The 15,999-nt window shown below is 48.4% G+C and carries 10 protein-coding genes and 1 tRNA gene; 5 read left to right on the top strand and 6 right to left on the bottom strand.

The window, feature by feature from the left end:
* Nucleotides 1-78: 78 nt before the first annotated feature.
* Nucleotides 79-5,490 carry a beta strand repeat-containing protein gene (locus AC3FZD_RS16500; RefSeq protein WP_488737076.1) on the bottom strand — a complete coding sequence of 1,804 codons (5,412 nt, stop codon included), beginning with the start codon at nucleotides 5,488-5,490 and terminating at the stop codon, nucleotides 79-81.
* Between the two features lie 88 nt (nucleotides 5,491-5,578).
* A complete protein-coding gene (locus tag AC3FZD_RS16495) occupies nucleotides 5,579-6,736 on the bottom strand; it encodes a cysteine desulfurase family protein (RefSeq protein ID WP_488737075.1) in 1,158 nt (385 codons plus the stop codon).
* Nucleotides 6,737-6,803: 67 nt separating this feature from the next.
* Between AC3FZD_RS16495 and AC3FZD_RS16490 the strand changes: the two genes are divergently transcribed.
* Nucleotides 6,804-7,187, top strand: a complete 384-nt coding sequence (locus AC3FZD_RS16490) for a hypothetical protein (protein WP_488737074.1) — start codon at nucleotides 6,804-6,806, stop codon at nucleotides 7,185-7,187.
* 52 nt (nucleotides 7,188-7,239) lie between these two features.
* Here the strand turns inward: AC3FZD_RS16490 and AC3FZD_RS16485 are convergent, their stop codons facing one another.
* Both AC3FZD_RS16485 and pdxA read right to left on the bottom strand, forming a co-directional pair.
* The gene (locus tag AC3FZD_RS16485; RefSeq protein WP_283753658.1) at nucleotides 7,240-7,461 is read right to left on the bottom strand and encodes a DUF4327 family protein; all 222 of its coding nucleotides are present in this window, start codon (nucleotides 7,459-7,461) and stop codon (nucleotides 7,240-7,242) included.
* 168 nt (nucleotides 7,462-7,629) lie between these two features.
* Nucleotides 7,630-8,673: a 4-hydroxythreonine-4-phosphate dehydrogenase PdxA gene (gene pdxA / locus AC3FZD_RS16480; protein WP_488737073.1), complete on the bottom strand. Its 1,044-nt coding sequence runs from the start codon at nucleotides 8,671-8,673 to the stop codon at nucleotides 7,630-7,632.
* Nucleotides 8,674-8,799: 126 nt separating this feature from the next.
* On the opposite strand from pdxA, the gene petM reads away from it, so the two are divergent.
* The 4 genes from petM (at nucleotide 8,800) to AC3FZD_RS16460 (ending at nucleotide 11,281) form a co-directional block, all read left to right on the top strand.
* Entirely contained in the window at nucleotides 8,800-8,907 is a 108-nt protein-coding gene (gene petM / locus AC3FZD_RS16475; protein WP_283753656.1) for a cytochrome b6-f complex subunit PetM, read from the top strand.
* Nucleotides 8,908-9,119: 212 nt separating this feature from the next.
* Nucleotides 9,120-10,106, top strand: coding sequence for an SDR family oxidoreductase (locus tag AC3FZD_RS16470; RefSeq protein WP_488737072.1), 987 nt, complete (start codon nucleotides 9,120-9,122; stop codon nucleotides 10,104-10,106).
* A gap of 91 nt (nucleotides 10,107-10,197) precedes the next feature.
* A complete protein-coding gene (locus AC3FZD_RS16465; protein WP_488737071.1) occupies nucleotides 10,198-11,154 on the top strand; it encodes an NAD(+) kinase in 957 nt (318 codons plus the stop codon).
* 55 nt (nucleotides 11,155-11,209) lie between these two features.
* Nucleotides 11,210-11,281: transfer RNA gene (locus tag AC3FZD_RS16460), tRNA-Lys, on the top strand.
* 127 nt (nucleotides 11,282-11,408) lie between these two features.
* Here the strand turns inward: AC3FZD_RS16460 and AC3FZD_RS16455 are convergent.
* The gene (locus tag AC3FZD_RS16455) at nucleotides 11,409-14,186 is read right to left on the bottom strand and encodes a hypothetical protein (protein WP_488737070.1); all 2,778 of its coding nucleotides are present in this window, start codon (nucleotides 14,184-14,186) and stop codon (nucleotides 11,409-11,411) included.
* Nucleotides 14,187-14,233: 47 nt separating this feature from the next.
* Nucleotides 14,234-15,637, bottom strand: coding sequence for a GUN4 domain-containing protein (locus AC3FZD_RS16450; RefSeq protein WP_488737069.1), 1,404 nt, complete (start codon nucleotides 15,635-15,637; stop codon nucleotides 14,234-14,236).
* Nucleotides 15,638-15,999 lie beyond the last annotated feature (362 nt).

Raw genomic sequence — 15,999 nt, 5'->3', positions numbered from 1 at the left:
ATCAGAAAGTCCCCCTTTTTAAGGGGGATTTAGGGGGATCAAAATGTACCCCATAGCAGCGAAAACTGCTGTAAGAACCTAAGCCACACTGACAAAGTAGTTCTCTTGTAGAGTGTTAATCATTACATTTTCCAGGATGGCTAAAACTTGGTTATTGGTTGAAATGATAGTGTTTTGACCATTTTGGGATAGAGTGAGCTGACTATAGCTTAAACCATTGGATAAGCCGAGGCGATCGCCCACTCCAAAATCCATAATCCAGTCCACACCTTCCCCCATCGCCAACACAAAGATATCATTCCCCACTCCCCCCCACAAGATATCATTCCCTTGACCTCCCCACAACTTATCATCTCCAGCATTTCCCAGGAGCGAATCGTCACCTAAATTACCTTGAATGCAATCATCACCCAAATCTCCCAACAACGTATCATTCCCCTCATTCCCCAGCAACCCATCATTATCCTGTCCACCATGAACAAAATCATCCCCTAAACCACCATCAATATAATCTGTTCCTTGATTACCCAATATCAAATCATCCCCATCATTACCCTCTACAACATCATTTCCCCTATCGCCAAATAACACATCATTTCCCTCACCTCCGCGCACCCCATCATTATCTTGTCCCCCATGAATCCAATCATTCCCCAAACCCCCATCAATCCAATCCTTACCTTGATTCCCAATTAACCAATCATCCCCACTTTCCCCATAAATATTATCATCACCTTGCAGGGCAATCACCCAATCCTCAGCCTCTCTAGCTAAGAACATTTCACCCTGATTATTTCCGAACAAAACATCCGCAAAACTCGTTCCTTCCCGCGTCATTTCTGTCAGATTCAGCGTCGAAAAAACCGGAGGAGCATTCAAGAACGAACAGCTTAAAGAAACCGGAGAATTAGAAGGAGGAACCACCGGCACTTGCGGGTTAGATGAAGACGGAGGAACCACAGGAGACGGAGGCATTACCGGAGATGGGGATGGAGACGGAGACGGCACAACCGCCACATCATTATCCGTAATCGTCCCCACCCCTTGAGCATCGCGAATACTCCCATTACTCCCATTCGTTAGCTCAACCGTAAACGTTTCATCCTTTTCCTCTAAGCTGTCGTCAGAGATATCAATAGTGATTTCTTGACTCGTTTCTCCGGCTGCAAACCTTAAGCTACCCTTAGCGCTCGTGTAATCATTTCCGGCTATAGCTGTACCATCTGCTGTGGCATAATCAACGGTAACTTCTTCGGTGCTAATTCCATCAAGAGAAACGGTAAACGTTAGAGTTCCTGCACTTTCATTTACCGTTACATCATTAATCGATAAAATCGGTTGAGCATCATTATCAACAATATTCAGACTTGTGCTGCTTTGAGTGCCAATAATGGCGTTACTCTGAGCAGTCAGCTCAAACAATATTGTCTCATCTGTACCCGGTTCATCAACCGTATCATCAAGAATCGGAACCGCAACCGTTTTACTATTGTCCCCCTCATTAAACGTAACCATCAACGGAAAACCACTATCAGTATAATCTGCGCCTTCCGTTGCCGTTCCCCCCGTAATACTCACCTCTACCTTAGAAGTGCCAACCGTCGTATTTCGGGTAAGCGTAATCAGATTCGTTGTACCATCCCCTTCACTGGCAGCGTAACTCGCTTCAGCAAATTGGATTTCTGGAGTAGCAACAACCAATTCATGACTACTGCTATCATTTCCCCCATTCCCCGCACTATCCGTCGCGGTGACAGCCACCTCATAAGTGCCCGCACTCAGAGCCGGACTTATGGTATTATCACTCAGCGTCCAAGTGCCATTCCCATTATTCGTTCCCGTGTAACTATTGCCATTAACCGTAACCTGAATCGCAGCACCATTATCATCCACCGTTCCCGTTAGAGCCGGAGTTGTATCGAATGTAGACAGAGCATTAACCGTAATCGTCGGTGCAGTCGTATCAATCCTTATCGCCAAAGCACTGGAGGCTGAACCCCCATTCCCAGCGCTATCGGTTGCCACAGCAGTCAGGTTATAATTGCCATCAGCTAGAGTCGTTCCCGTATAGTCAAAACTCCAGCTACCAGAACCATCGGCTGTCGTTGTGCCGATAGAACCACCATTAATCAATACCTCTATCTTGCTATGAGCTTCTGCGGTTCCAGTAAACACCAAGGTATTGTCCCTCGTCACCCCATCGCTACTGCTCGTCCCCGTATCTGTGGTGATGCCACTGGTTGTTGGCGCACTTGGAGCCGTATTATCAATGGTGTAGACTTCATCCGTTGCCGGTTCTGCCGTGGGTAGAGCATTTACGGACAAGTCGGTAATATTTTGTCCTGCTGCAACATCTAAACCTACGGTTCCATTAAGATTGGCTAAATCCCCTCCCGACACCGTGATATCGTAAACTGAGCCACTCACGGCATTAACTCCGGTAATCGTCGCCGTTGTTCCCGTTATGGAAAAGTCGGTGGCATCGACATTCTGTACATCTTCATTAAACGTGGCGCGGAAAACCAAAGTATCGGCATTGGTTGGGGTAGTGCTAGGAGTCTGGCGAGTAATGCTGGTTAACGTCGGTGGTGTCGGGTCATTATTAAAGGTAACGGTATTATCGGTGCTGGTGCTGGCACTGCTGGTATTTCCGGCAATATCGGTGGCAACTCCTGCGGCAAGACTAGCGATGACGGTTCCCGAAGCCGTCATCCCGCTAACGGCAATATTATAAGTTGTGCCGCTACCTGTCACTGCATCGGTAGTTGCTCCTGCTGTACCAGCGAGATTAACCTCTCCTGAGACAAAATCAGCTACAACTTCGCTGAAAGTAGCAGTATAGCTGATGGGTGAATTGCTAGTTGGGTCAGCTTGTGCCGCCCCTTGCTCAACCGTTACGGTAGGTGCAGTGGTGTCGATGGTGATGCCAAGAGCAGTTGAGGCAGTGCTGGTATTACCAGCAGTATCTGTAGCTGTAGCCGTGATATTGTGATTGCCTTCTGTTAAGCTACTGGCAGTGATGCTCCAATTTCCTGCACCATCGGCGGTAGTTGTTCCCACTGTGCCATTAATACTGCTGGTAAGAGTAACAGTGCTGTTGGCTTCAGCAGTGCCGGTGAAGGTGGGGGTGGTGTTGCTGGTGATGTTGTCGGTGTTTGAACTTCCGGTGTCAGAAGCAGCGCTCATGTCGGGAGTCCCTGGAGCGGCAGGCGCTGTGGTGTCGATGACTAGAGCTTTATTATCGGCGAGGGACTGCCCCGCAGGAATAGTGAGGGTAACGGTATTGTTGGTAACATCTTTCAGGGTTGCGCCACCAGCGAGGGTTAAGCTGGTTACGTTTAAGTCAGTGCTGTTTTGTCCTGCACCTACGGTGTAGGTGGCTGATACACTGTTGGCGTTGGTAAAGGGAGCAATACTGACTGTGCCGCCACTGTCGAGATTTAGGGTAAGGTTGCCACCAGCGAGGGTGACGTTTTCGGAGAAGTTGACGGTAACATTGATAGTGCCTCCGACTCCGAATATGCCGTCGGTGGTGCTGGAGGTAATGGAGGTGACTGTGGGGAGGCTGTCGAAGGTTTGCGCTCCGGAAGCAGTTAGGATTCCGGTTTTCCTGGCAAAGGTGAAGGTGATGTTGCTCAGGTTGGGTGTAGCGATATTGATAGTGTTGCCCGCAGTGGCTCCCGTGGCGATGTCGGCGACGAGGAAGAGTGTACCGGTGTTGCCACTGTTGATGGTTTGGGAAAGCCCAGTAAAGGCGAGGGTGCTACCGGAGGGAACAACGGCTTGAGTACCCAGGGAGGTGTCTCCCGCGTCGAAGGTGGTGTCTGTGGAGTAGAAGAGTTCAAAGCTGTTGGGGACAATATCGCTGGCAACATAAGTGCCACCAGTGGTGAAGGTTGCGCCGGTTAACTGGGCGTTGGCGGTGGTAACGGCTAAGTTGAGTTGATAGAGGGGATGGTTGGTTGTGCCTGATGCGACGCTGGCAGCAGCGAGTGTTCCAGAGGAGAGGTTTACAGCAGAGACTGTGCCACCAGGGGAACCGATATCATTGCCACTGTTTCCACCAGCATTAGCGCTGAGATAGCCTATACCTGTCGGAGTGGAGCCGCCCGTGGTGCTGGTTGCCCAGTTGGAGCCGACGGTATTATTGGCAGTGAGGTCAGTAAGATAAATGGATGCGCCTACAGGGTCGGGAAAGCCTGCGCTACCATAGTCAACGGTTTCAATGGCGTTAGCATGAGTGGTATGGTCACCAATGTAGCTGGCAAAGCTGCTCCACAAACTAACCTTATCACCAATGTTGTTGAGTGGTAGATTACCCCAACCGGTAACTCCAATGAGGTTGATGCCATTTCCCCAGGCGGCTTCAAAGTCCGAGGCATTGAGGTCATCGTCGTTGAAAAGGATGGCGCTTCCTCCAGCAGCGATAGTGCCACTAGCAATGTTAGCGGCAGCATGAGCCACACCATTATTATCATCGAGGACGTAGCCGGATAAATCGACGGTGCTGCTGCCGGAGTTATAGACTTCTATCCATTCCCAGTCATGTTCTGCACTGTTGGGGTCGTACATGATTTCGGAGATAATCAGAGGGAATCCGAGTTGATAGGCAGAGAGTTGGGAGCCATGTAGTAGAAAAAGTTGGTTATTTTTGGCTCCTGCACCATAGAAGTTGCCGCTTAATGCACTAGCACTATTATTGAGGAGTTGGGTAGTTCCTGCACCTAGGGTGTAGGTTTCTGTCGGAGTTGCTGAAGTGACTGTGGTTGGGGTATCCATGTCCCAAACATGGAGTTCATGGGTGGTGAGGGCAATTAAGGTGGTGCGACCATTGTATTTGTGGGCGATCGCCTGATACACTAAGTCTGTACCCGGTACAGTAATATCTGTACCTCCAAACTTAACCGCCGTTGCGCTCCCCGTATCCGCATCAAACGCCCAAATTTTATCGCTGGCTCCACTCGCTCCCCCATCACTGGCGTAAATATAATCGCTACCACTGCCATGGTCAAAATAGCTAACCCCACGAAACCGTCCCCCAGTCCCCACATCTTCCGCCCATTGCTGCGTTAGGCTAAAGTTAGTCGGATTATGGGTTACCGACCATTTGATGATTTGGTCGCGATTAACATCATCATTCCCATAGATAAATGTGCCATCAGTGGTAATAGACTCGGTTTTCTCTGTTGTGGCTTGATACCCGGTGAGATTGCTCGACCAGTCATTATCGATACGGCGAATCCCTTGGGCATCATCTCCGGTAAAGAAGATATAGCTGCCCAATTCTAGGGCGCTTTTCGCTCCATCTAGACCATTGTTATAATTGTGGACTACTATGCCATTGGATGCCTGATATTCCACCGGCCCGCCATCAATGGTTCCTGCTAGGGGGTTTCCCGCAGTTGAAAAGTTATTGTTGAGATAGTGGTTATTATTTCCCAAAGGGCTATTTACTGTCCATTGAGCGGTGGTATTGTTGATGAAACTCATGGTTAGTTAGGTTTGAGAGGGCTAATGGTAGGATGACACTGAGTAGGGTGGGCAGTTCCCACCCTACTTATCTACCTATCTATCAATGTTATTTCGCTTTGCGTAAGGCTGTGACGGTGGAGATGAAGTATTGGGCGACTTGCTCGATTTCTGCTTGGGTATTGAATCGGCCGATACCGAATCTTACGGAAGCATAGGCGAGTTTTTCGGCTCGGCCTAAGGCTAAGAGAACATGGGAGGGAGCAATTTTGGTGGAGGTACAAGCGGAACCGGAGGATAGGGCAACCATAGGTTGCAATCCTAACAGTAGGGCGGAGCCGTCTACCCCTTCTACACTGATATTGAGGTTACCGGGTAATCTTTGGGTGGGATGGCCATTGAGGTGAATGCCGTCTAGGGAACTTAGGGCGCGCCAAAGTGCTTCTCTCAGTTGGGTTAGGCGTTTGGCTTCCCTATCTTGTTCTGCCCTGCCTAAACGCACAGCTTCCGCAAAACCTACGATTTGAGGTGTATAAAGAGTTCCCGATCGCAGTCCTCGTTCATGGCCGCCTCCGTGGATCTGAGAAGCTAATTTGACTCTGGGGTTGCGTCTTCTAACGTATAAGGCTCCAATCCCTTTGGGGCCATACAGTTTATGGGCAGTCAGGGACATTAAGTCGATGTTCATATCCTGGACATTGAGGGGAATTTTACCGAGAGCTTGGGCTGCATCGGTGTGAAAAAGCACTTGGCGATCGCGGCAAATTTGGCCGATTTTGGCTAGAGGTTGAATCACCCCAATCTCATTATTGGCCGCCATCACAGAAACTAAGATGGTATCCTCCCGAATGGCTGCTTTTAGCTCTTCTAAATCGATTAACCCTTGAGCATCAACTCCCAAATAGGTGATTTCAAAGCCTAAAGATTTTAAATACTCACAGGGATCTAAAACGGCATTATGTTCTGTAGTAACAGTAATTAGATGGCGACCTTTGTTAAAGTAAGCCTCGGCTACACCCTTGATGGCTAGATTGTTGGCTTCAGTGGCTCCACTGGTGAAGATCATCTCTTCTGGAGTAGCACCAATGGCTTGGGCTAAAACTTCCCGACTGTGGCTAACGGCCGCTTCCGCTTCCCAACCATAGGCATGGGTAATACTAGCAGGATTACCAAAGCGCTCCGTGAAATAGGGTAGCATCGCTGCTAAAACCCGTTCATCCACTGGTGTAGTGGCATGACAGTCAAGATAAATTGGTCGCTCAGACATATTCTTGAAGATTACAGTAGAATCAGGGCACAAATATCGCCCATATCCTCAAGCCTAAAACAAGAATATGAATTCTGAAACCTTAGTGCAACTGTTACAAAAAAGCTTTCATGTCACCCTAGGAGCAACCGCTTCTTTTGCTGAAGTTCTGCAAGATGAGCAGAAACGCCAAGAAAGCTGGCGCAAACTCACCGAAAATTTAGCTGAACTGACTCAAGAATGGTCAGAAAAGGGCAAAATTACGGAAGAGGAGGCGCGAAATTTTGTTGATAATTTGATGAAGGAAAAAACTAATCCACCCGATTCTGATGCCGATTCTGAGTCTGCTGACTTCAGTCAAGAACCAGAAACATTCACGGATTCAGATCCTCAAGCGGAAATTGAAGAGTTGACGGAACAACTGGCCACTTTACGCTCTGAGTTAGAAAAGTTACGCCAAGAAGAAAATTAGAGTTTTCAACGAACAGGGGATCGATCGTCGATCCCCTGTCTGGCTTTGAAATCTAGTCATTATCCCATTCTTCGCGTCCTAAGAGGTCTCCAATCCGGTCTCTAAGCAAAAAATTACCGTTTTCTAATTCACACTCTACATAACCCCATTCACGGGCGGGAATATATTTACAAAGAACATAAATCGGTTGTTGACGACTAATCACTCCGTCTTGTACGAGGCTGCGGGCCTCGTCTTGAATCATATTTAAGGAGTAACGAATAGATTGAAGCATTTTCACCCTCTTGATGTTTGGAATGATTGTGTATGAGAACGGTAGGAGATAGGCGTTCGATCGCCCTCCATTAGATTTTAACTTAAGTTCTGTATTCCTGAATACTGAACTTTTTCTATCTTTGCGCTATACCGCCTCTAATTATATTAAGATATCTTGCAAAAGTCATCAACCCATCCCACTTTTCTGGTAAACCAGTTCAGTTGCCAGTTGAATGGCGGCTTTCATGCTGGTAGCATGGGCGAGTCCTTTGCCTGCAATATCAAAGGCAGTGCCATGATCGGGTGATGTACGCACAAAGGGTAAACCAATAGAGGTATTGACTGCTCGATCGAAAGCCATCATTTTGACAGGAATTAATCCTTGGTCATGGTAAAGTGCGATGTAGGCATCATGGGTTTGAGCAGCTATGGGGGAACCATGCCAGGCTTGAGCGGGTTTAACCCATAAGGTGTCTGGTGGTACGGGGCCATCTAAAATGAGATGGGGATAGAGCTGGCGAGACGCTTCTAGCCAGGGAACGATCCAGTCGATCTCTTCTGTACCGAGTTGCCCCTGTTCGCCGCTATGAGGATTGAGTCCGGCGATCGCAATCCGAGGTTGGGCTAGTGCAAACTGGTCGCGCAAAACATTAACTAACAATTGTAGCTTCTGGCTTAGGAGAGTTGGTGTTAAGATTTCTGGAACTTTTGCCAGGGGAATGTGAGTGGTTGCTAACAAGGCGATCAATTGCCACTGGGTATGGGGCGATCGCCCCACAAAAAGCATCCCAAATTGCTCTGTACCCGATTTTTCTGCTAAAAGTTCCGTTTGTCCTGGATAATGGTATCCAGCCGCACTCCAAGCTGATTTGGCGATCGGGGCGGTAACAATTCCCTGGAAGTTACCCGCTAAGGTTTGGGAAATCGCCTCTTGTAGATAAGCAAAACTCGCCCATCCACTCGCCCCATTCCCCACTCCTAATCTAAGTTCCTTGGATACCTCATCCGGTAGGGGAATATCCAGAATTGAGAGGTCATCCGGATCGGCTAAAGGTTGTCCTTGGGAGACTAAACGGCGGTAAGTTTCCTGTAAAATGAATGCAGATCCCACCACCGTCATCTGAATTTGCTCCTGAAGGTGGCGATCGGCCAGAGCTTTGAGAATCACTTCCGGGCCAATTCCCATCGGATCGCCGAGTGTAATTGCTAAATGGTTCAACCTATTACCCATTACCTATTACCTATGACCCCATGGGTCAAAACTGTTCTACAATCAACCTAGGCGCTTAGTCCCAGAGGTCTGGAGTCTAAGCCTGTATCTGTCCATCAATTCACCTTAAAGGATATTACTTAAACCATGGGCGCTGAAATCTTTAATGCTGCATTCCTATCTTCCAGTTTAATTATGGTGGGCCTAGGTTTAGGCTTCCTGCTGCTGAAAATTCAGAATAGTGTCGAAGGCTAATCTGAAGAAGCTTAACTCAAGTTCACAGCGAGCGGCTGTAACGCTCTCATCCTTGGCGGGGAAGCATCCCCGCCTTCTTCATCTCCATTAGATCTGGAGGATAAGCCCCCCAATCTCCCCCCCCCATCCAGAAAAATTATGAATGAATGTCAAGATTCTTGAAGTTTTCTGATAGACTCTTATAAAAAGTTACGTTTTGTAAATTATAATCAATGACTTTATTAATCGTTGGAGCCACAGGCACACTGGGAAGGCAGATCGTCTTCCGGGCCTTAGAAGAAGGCCATTCAGTTCGCTGTCTAGTCCGTTATCCCCAAAAAGCGGGATTTCTCAAAGAACGGGGAGCCGAACTTGTTCCAGGGCATTTATGTAAACCTGAAAGTATCAAAAAAGCACTCGAAGGAGTCACAGCCGTTATTGATGCAGCCGCATCCCGTCCTACTGACTCCCTGAGCATGAAAGAAGTAGATTGGGATGCCAAAGTTTCTCTCATTCAAGCGGTGAAAGAAGCAGGTATTGAACGCTACATCTTTTTCTCAATTCTGGATGCTGACCAATATCCCCAAGTACCTTTGATGCAAATCAAGCATTGTACAGAACTTTTCTTAAAACAAGCGGATCTTCAATATACGATTTTCCAATTAGCAGGCTTCATGCAGGGACTAATTCCCCAGTATGCTATCCCCATCCTGGATCAACAGGGGGTTTGGGTGATGGGAAAATCCTCACCCATTGCCTATATGGATACCCAGGATATCGCCAAATTTGCTGTTCGGGCCCTGAGTGTACCAGAAACTGAAGGGCGCACGTTTCCCCTCGTGGGGACAAAAGCTTGGAGTGGGGATGAAATAATTGCTCTGTGCGAAAGACTCTCTGGAAGACAAGCGAGAGTTTCCCGAATGCCGATCGGGTTGTTGCGAGCGGTACGCGGAATGGCGCAATTTTTCCAATGGACATGGAATATTAGCGATCGCCTCGCCTTTGCTGAAGTTCAAGCCAGTGGCAAACCCCTGATCGCCCCCATGGATGAAGTCTATAATGTGTTTGGCCTTGACCCCAAAGACACCACCACCTTAGACTCCTATATGCAGGAATACTTTAGCCGTATTCTGAAGAAACTGAAAGAAGTCGAATACGAGCGCGAAAAAATGAAGCAAAAAAGCAAAAAACGCAAAAGCCCGTTTAAATCTCGTTCCTAAAAAAACCTAGATGGGTGAACAAGATTTAACCCCTTTGAATTACAATCTTTAGACCAATCCTTTAGACAACCTTCTCAATACTGGTATTAGCGTGCCCGAAGCTGGGATTATTTACAACGACATTAAACCAACCGCCTGCCGAGTCGCAGAAGAACTAGAACAGCAACTGATCCAACGGGGATGGAGTGTGAAACTGGCGACAGGTGCAGGGGGAATCTTGGGATATTCCCATCCCGATCGTCCCACATGCCATACGGCGATCGATCATCTGGTTCCCCCTAACTTTAATTCACAGATGAAAATGGCGATCGTCTTGGGTGGGGATGGTACGGTTCTTTCTGCGGCTCGACAAGTGGCTCCTTGTGGCATTCCTATGTTAACGGTCAATACTGGCCACATGGGATTTCTGACGGAAACTTATATTAATCATCTCTCAGAAGCGATCGATCGGGTAGAGAATGACAATTACACCATAGAAGACCGCACCATGTTAACCGTGCGTGTCTATAACGATCATGCTCAGAATTCTCCCAAGACTACGGATAATTCCCAACGTCCGAGTATGTGGGAAGCCCTATGCTTAAACGAAATGGTGCTGCACCGAGAACCCCTCACCAGTATGTGCCATTTTGAAATCCAAATTGGTCACCATGCCGCAGTGGATATGGCCGCTGATGGAGTGATTGTATCAACTCCAACTGGATCTACTGCCTATTCCCTGAGTGCAGGAGGAGCGGTGGTAACCCCTGGAGTGCCTGTGCTTCAACTGATGCCCATTTGTCCCCATTCCTTGGCCTCACGCGCTCTGGTTTTTAATGATAGCGATCGAGTAACTATTTATCCTGTCTATCCGAATCGGTTAGTGATGGTGGTTGATGGCAATGGAGGCTGTTATGTCTCTCCTGAAGATGAGGTGGTGATTGAAAAATCCCCCTATTCGGCTCGGTTTATTCGCCTACAGTCTCCGGAGTTTTTCCGCATTCTGCGGGAAAAATTGGGCTGGGGATTGCCCCATATTGCTAAACCGACTTCCGTCGAGTTGCCTTAAGGTTGCCTGACTGGGGGCGATCGCCTATAATAATGACTTAGAACTCTAAAAATTTAGGTGACTAGCTCAACGGTAGAGCAGGAGACTCTTAATCTCTTGGTTCAGGGTTCGAGTCCCTGGTCACCTATTCTAATAAAACGCACTTTTCACCCTGAACCAAAAGTAGGGGCAATTCATAAATCACCCCTACTGGATTAGGGTTTAATCTAACCTAATTCATGTCGGCGACAGCCGAAACTCTGAGAAAGGAGAACCTACACCAGAGCAAAGGACTGACTAAAGTCAACACTCGCAAAAGCGGTTGCACCGACGGCAAAGGCTTGACCCCCTATAGTGCCACCGACAAAGACACTGCTCATGACGGAAACATTACCGGTAACGTTAACCTGAATATCGGCAGTGCTAAAGGTGAGCTGTTCGGGAGTTACACCATTAACGATACCGAGAACGGAGGTTACGCCATTATTGTTCACTTCGATAATGGTACTGCCGCTTGCTGTGGTGAAGGTGAGGTTATTGGGAGTGATGCCACCGGTTAAGCCGATGGTGTCGCCTTGGCGGTAGTCTAAAATCAGGTCGGCTTCGCCTGTGTTAGCGGCTGCGGTTCCGGTGCGAAGAACAAAGACATCATTACCTGCACCACCGATGAGGATATCTCTACCGAAGTCACCACTGATGACATCATCGCCATCGCCACCGTTGATCAGGTCATTGCCTTGACCGCCAAAGATGTTATCGTTGTCTGCGCCACCGTCCATGAAGTCTCTGTCTTCGCCGCCGGTGAGTTGGTCTTGGCCAGCGTCTCCATTTACGATATCATTACCGCGATCTCCGGAAACCCTATCATTGCCGCGATCGCCGGAAACCGCATCATTACCATCGCCACCACTGACGGCATCATTCTCTTGTCCGCCATGGCAGGTATCATTTCCTTCATCACCGTTAACCGTATCCTCACCTTGGTTCCCATTGGCAAAATCATCACCTGCGCCAGCATCAATTTGGTCATTACCAGCTAAACCAAAGATGGTATCGGCTTCGGCTGTACCTACGACCACATCATTACCGATGCTGACATTAAACTCAGTCGCGACTTGAACAGAAATATTAGTCGTAGTCGTTGTAGAAGAAGAACTCGGAGGGGCAACGGGGTCAGTAAATGTACCCGAACCAGGAGCGGACTGTTGGGGGTTGGGGAAAGCAGCCAAAATTTCTGCACTGGTTAAATTAGCGACTTTTTCAACAACCCCTGCTCCTCCCGAATTGTTTTCAAAGGAGAAGAAGTCTTGAACCACCAAATCTTTCGCCGGGTCAACCTGGCCATTATTATCCAGATCCACGACTAAATCTGTACCATTGCGTAAGACCTTCGTTCCCGTTGCCGGTGGTGCATTTTCACCTTGGGGAGGTAAGGACAGAGTAACCCCTTCCACCTCAATGACATCACCGCTACCGCCACTATCTTTGATGGTGGTTCCGACAGCATTGGTTGCATTGAGTTTATAAGTATCGCTACCTCCGCCAGCTTGCAGATTTAATCCTGCCACTGCACCGCCAGTAATCACATCATCGAACTGAGAACCGATCGCCCCTTCAAACCCAGCCATGCTATTCTGGAATTGACCTACAACTGTGATACCAGTCTGTAAGTTAATCTCTACACCGACCGAGGCTTCCACATAGGACACGAAGTCAAAGCCATTACCGCCGACCAAGCTATCATTCCCTTCTCCACAACTGAGGGTATCGTTGCCATCCCCCCCATCAAGGGTATCGTCACCGGCTCCTCCATTGAGTTCATCGCCATTTTCGCTACCGGTCATCTTGTCATTACCCTTAGACCCGGTAAAGCCTTCAATGCCTTCGAGTTGATTATTCAGTTGCACTCCTCCAACCAGGCTTCCGGTAACGGTGGTAGAACCGGTAGCAGAGAGATTAATTTCTAATCCCACATTAACGGATACATCCAGCTCTACATTGATAAAGCTGACCAGATCAAATCCAGCACCCCCATTAATTTTAGATGTGCCTTTACCGCAAATTAAGACATCATCATCAGCTCCACCATCTAGCACATCACCGCCAATGAGGGTATCTTTACCATTACCGCCAACGAGACTATCTGGCCCTTCTCCACCCACGAGGCAATCATTGCCGTTACCACCAACGAGGGTATCGTCGCCATCTCCACCGACGAGGGTATCTTTACCGTTGTCACCCACTAGAGAGTCATTGCCATCGCCTCCCACGCAGGAGTCTTCACCATCACCCCCCACACAGGTGTCATTACCTGCATCACCTATGAGGGTGTCATCCTGATTTCCGCCGATGAGGGAGTCATCGCCTTCACCGCCTTCGAGAGTATTTTTACCATTGCCACCGTCGAGGGTGTCGTTACCTTCATCGCCCATACAGGAGTCATCCCCATCACCACCGAGTAAGGAGTCATCGCCTTTACCGCCGATGAGGGTATCGTTATCTTTGCCACCATCGAGGGTGTCTTTGTCATCGCCACCATCTAAGGTGTCTTTGCCATCGCCACCGACACAGGAATCATCGCCTGCACCTCCAGCGCAGGAGTCGTTACCGTCTCCACCGAGGCAGGTATCATCGCCTTCTCCACCATCCATTTCGTCGTCACCGTCAGCACCGGATAGGCCGGAAATTTTGGAGAGTTTGCCGGAGCCGCCTCCAGAACCAGAGCCGCCTCCAGATTTTTTAGATTTTCCCGATCCACCAATGAGGACATCACTGCCTTTGCCGCCACTGAGTTTATCGCTGCCTCCGCCTCCAATGAGGATTTGACCTTTGTCTAAACCGCCCGATACGCTGCCTTCTCCTTTGCTATCGACGGAAATAATCGCTTTGCCGAGAACGGTGGCGGAGATGTCGAGGGCAAATTCGGCAATTTGAACATCGCTGAGTTCTGAGACAGCTAGACCAAAGTGAGCTTGCAGTTCGGCTTTGTATTTGACTTTGACAAAGGTGAGAGCTTCAACGGATAGGGTGGATTCAGTGGTAATGAATGCCATGTTGTGATTCTCCTGATTCTTTAGATGTTGGTTAGGAGCCGGGATGTTTAGAGTCCACAGCGTTTGAGTCGCGATCCAAGGTAGGGCCATAAGCGTCCTCGTCTTCCCCATGTGGGAAGATGGCCCTGGGGAGCGCCAAGATTAAAGGTGAGATCAGCGTAGGCTAACCAGGATTGATCGGGCGATCTCCAACCGACGCGATCGCCGAATTCTTGATAATTTTTGTCTAAAGAGCGCCAAATCCGGTTTTGCACACTAAACCCAAAGTGACCGTTACTGTATTGCACCCATAGGTGGTCAATTGTTCGCAAGTCTCGACCGGGCAAGTATTTCACCTCTTCTTCGGTGAGGCTGCCTTGGGAGGTGCGGTCGCTAATTTCGAGCAAAATCTGCTCGGTTTGGCGATCGGCTTCTTGCCAGTTTCCGGCTGCTAGGAGTTCTTCTAACCGGCTGTAGTCCATGCCTACCGCCGAACTCCATTGACGCTCGGTATCGTTGATCGGGGTGGGGGTTTGCCAAGGGGGAGAAATGAGGGCAATTCCTAATAGATCGAACCAGTGCTGAATGGACTGGGGCCGGTCTTCGGGTTCCAGGGCCATGCCTGCTAAGATGGCGGTGTTGGTGCGATCGCTAATTACCGGATTAAGTTGTTTCGGTGGAATCAGTGGATCGGGTTGGTTGCGAGCCACGCGGCGATCGCGGTTGGTTGCCGACTCTGGCACTTCTTCCGTTAACAGGGCATAGAGGGTAGCGGCTAACCCATAGACATCGGTGTAAGGGCCTCGAAACGATCGCCAATCATACTGTTCTATGGGGGCAAATCCTCGACTCACATAAGCGGTATGACCTTGGACTAAATTGGGCATAAATTTGCGAGCCATGCCAAAGTCGATCAGTGTGGTTGAGGCTTCACCCTTGCGTCGCAGGATATTAAGCGGTTTGATATCCCGATGCAAGAACCCTTGATGATGGATGGTATTCAGAGCATCTCCAATTTGTTGGATATAGTGGAGCGCTTCTGCTTCGGGTAAGGCTCCTTCCCTATCCACTAGAGTACCGAGATTGGTTCCTTCGATATACTCCAGGACAATGCACCAAAGGTGGTCTTCTTGAATCAACTCTTCAACCCGGACAATATGGGGATGGGAGCATTTGGCGATCCACAAGGCTTCATTGAGAAAGTCTTGTTGACATTTCTCGAAGTCTTTTTGATGGCGGATCTTTTCGTTTAAGGTTTTAATCACTACAGGTTCGCCGGTTTGGGTTTGAGCGAGATAGGTGATCCCAAATCCACCTTCGCCTAGTTTTTCGGCGATCGTATGACCATTTTGGAGTTGATGTCCCGGTTGCCACACCATATTTTTTTGTTGTTCCAGACCAACACAGAAGTTTAATTTTGGGTTTATTCTAGTCGATCGATCTGGGTCATCTAGGGTGGTTAACAAGAGCATAAATTACACCGATTGCAACTTGAGAAATTCAGCACGTAGTGGACGAGATCTGCGATAGATCCCATCTGATGGCAAGAATTTAAGGAGTTAGGGGATTTTAGGCGATCGCACTCCCTCAAACTCTGCAAACTTTGGGCGACGGTTCCTCTTCGGAATTTATAATCATATCCATAGAATTCTACCTAGCTTGTCCTGTTCTACTGGACAGCACTTTATCTTCTGTCCACCCATTTCTACATCTTCCCTTTTTTCGATTACGGATTTTTAACTTAAAAATTTTTTTAAGTTAAATTGATATCAATTGGCTAATTTTCATACTGCGGATCGGCAGGTTGTACCAATTTATTCAAGTGATTTTTATT

Source organism: Roseofilum sp. KMC-1, assembly GCF_057802075.1.
The sequence above is the reverse complement of the archived record's forward strand: the minus strand, read 5'-3'. Positions and strand labels throughout refer to the sequence as shown.

What these genes read in the sequence shown, in the direction of transcription:
- AC3FZD_RS16500 (WP_488737076.1), bottom strand. Translation starts at nt 5,490, where the DNA reads ATGAGTTTCATCAACAATACCACCGCTCAATGGACAGTAAATAGCCCT.
- AC3FZD_RS16495 (WP_488737075.1), bottom strand. Translation starts at nt 6,736, where the DNA reads ATGTCTGAGCGACCAATTTATCTTGACTGTCATGCCACTACACCAGTG.
- AC3FZD_RS16490 (WP_488737074.1), top strand. Translation starts at nt 6,804, where the DNA reads ATGAATTCTGAAACCTTAGTGCAACTGTTACAAAAAAGCTTTCATGTC.
- AC3FZD_RS16485 (WP_283753658.1), bottom strand. Translation starts at nt 7,461, where the DNA reads ATGCTTCAATCTATTCGTTACTCCTTAAATATGATTCAAGACGAGGCC.
- pdxA (WP_488737073.1), bottom strand. Translation starts at nt 8,673, where the DNA reads ATGGGTAATAGGTTGAACCATTTAGCAATTACACTCGGCGATCCGATG.
- petM (WP_283753656.1), top strand. Translation starts at nt 8,800, where the DNA reads ATGGGCGCTGAAATCTTTAATGCTGCATTCCTATCTTCCAGTTTAATT.
- AC3FZD_RS16470 (WP_488737072.1), top strand. Translation starts at nt 9,120, where the DNA reads ATGACTTTATTAATCGTTGGAGCCACAGGCACACTGGGAAGGCAGATC.
- AC3FZD_RS16455 (WP_488737070.1), bottom strand. Translation starts at nt 14,186, where the DNA reads ATGGCATTCATTACCACTGAATCCACCCTATCCGTTGAAGCTCTCACC.
- AC3FZD_RS16450 (WP_488737069.1), bottom strand. Translation starts at nt 15,637, where the DNA reads ATGCTCTTGTTAACCACCCTAGATGACCCAGATCGATCGACTAGAATA.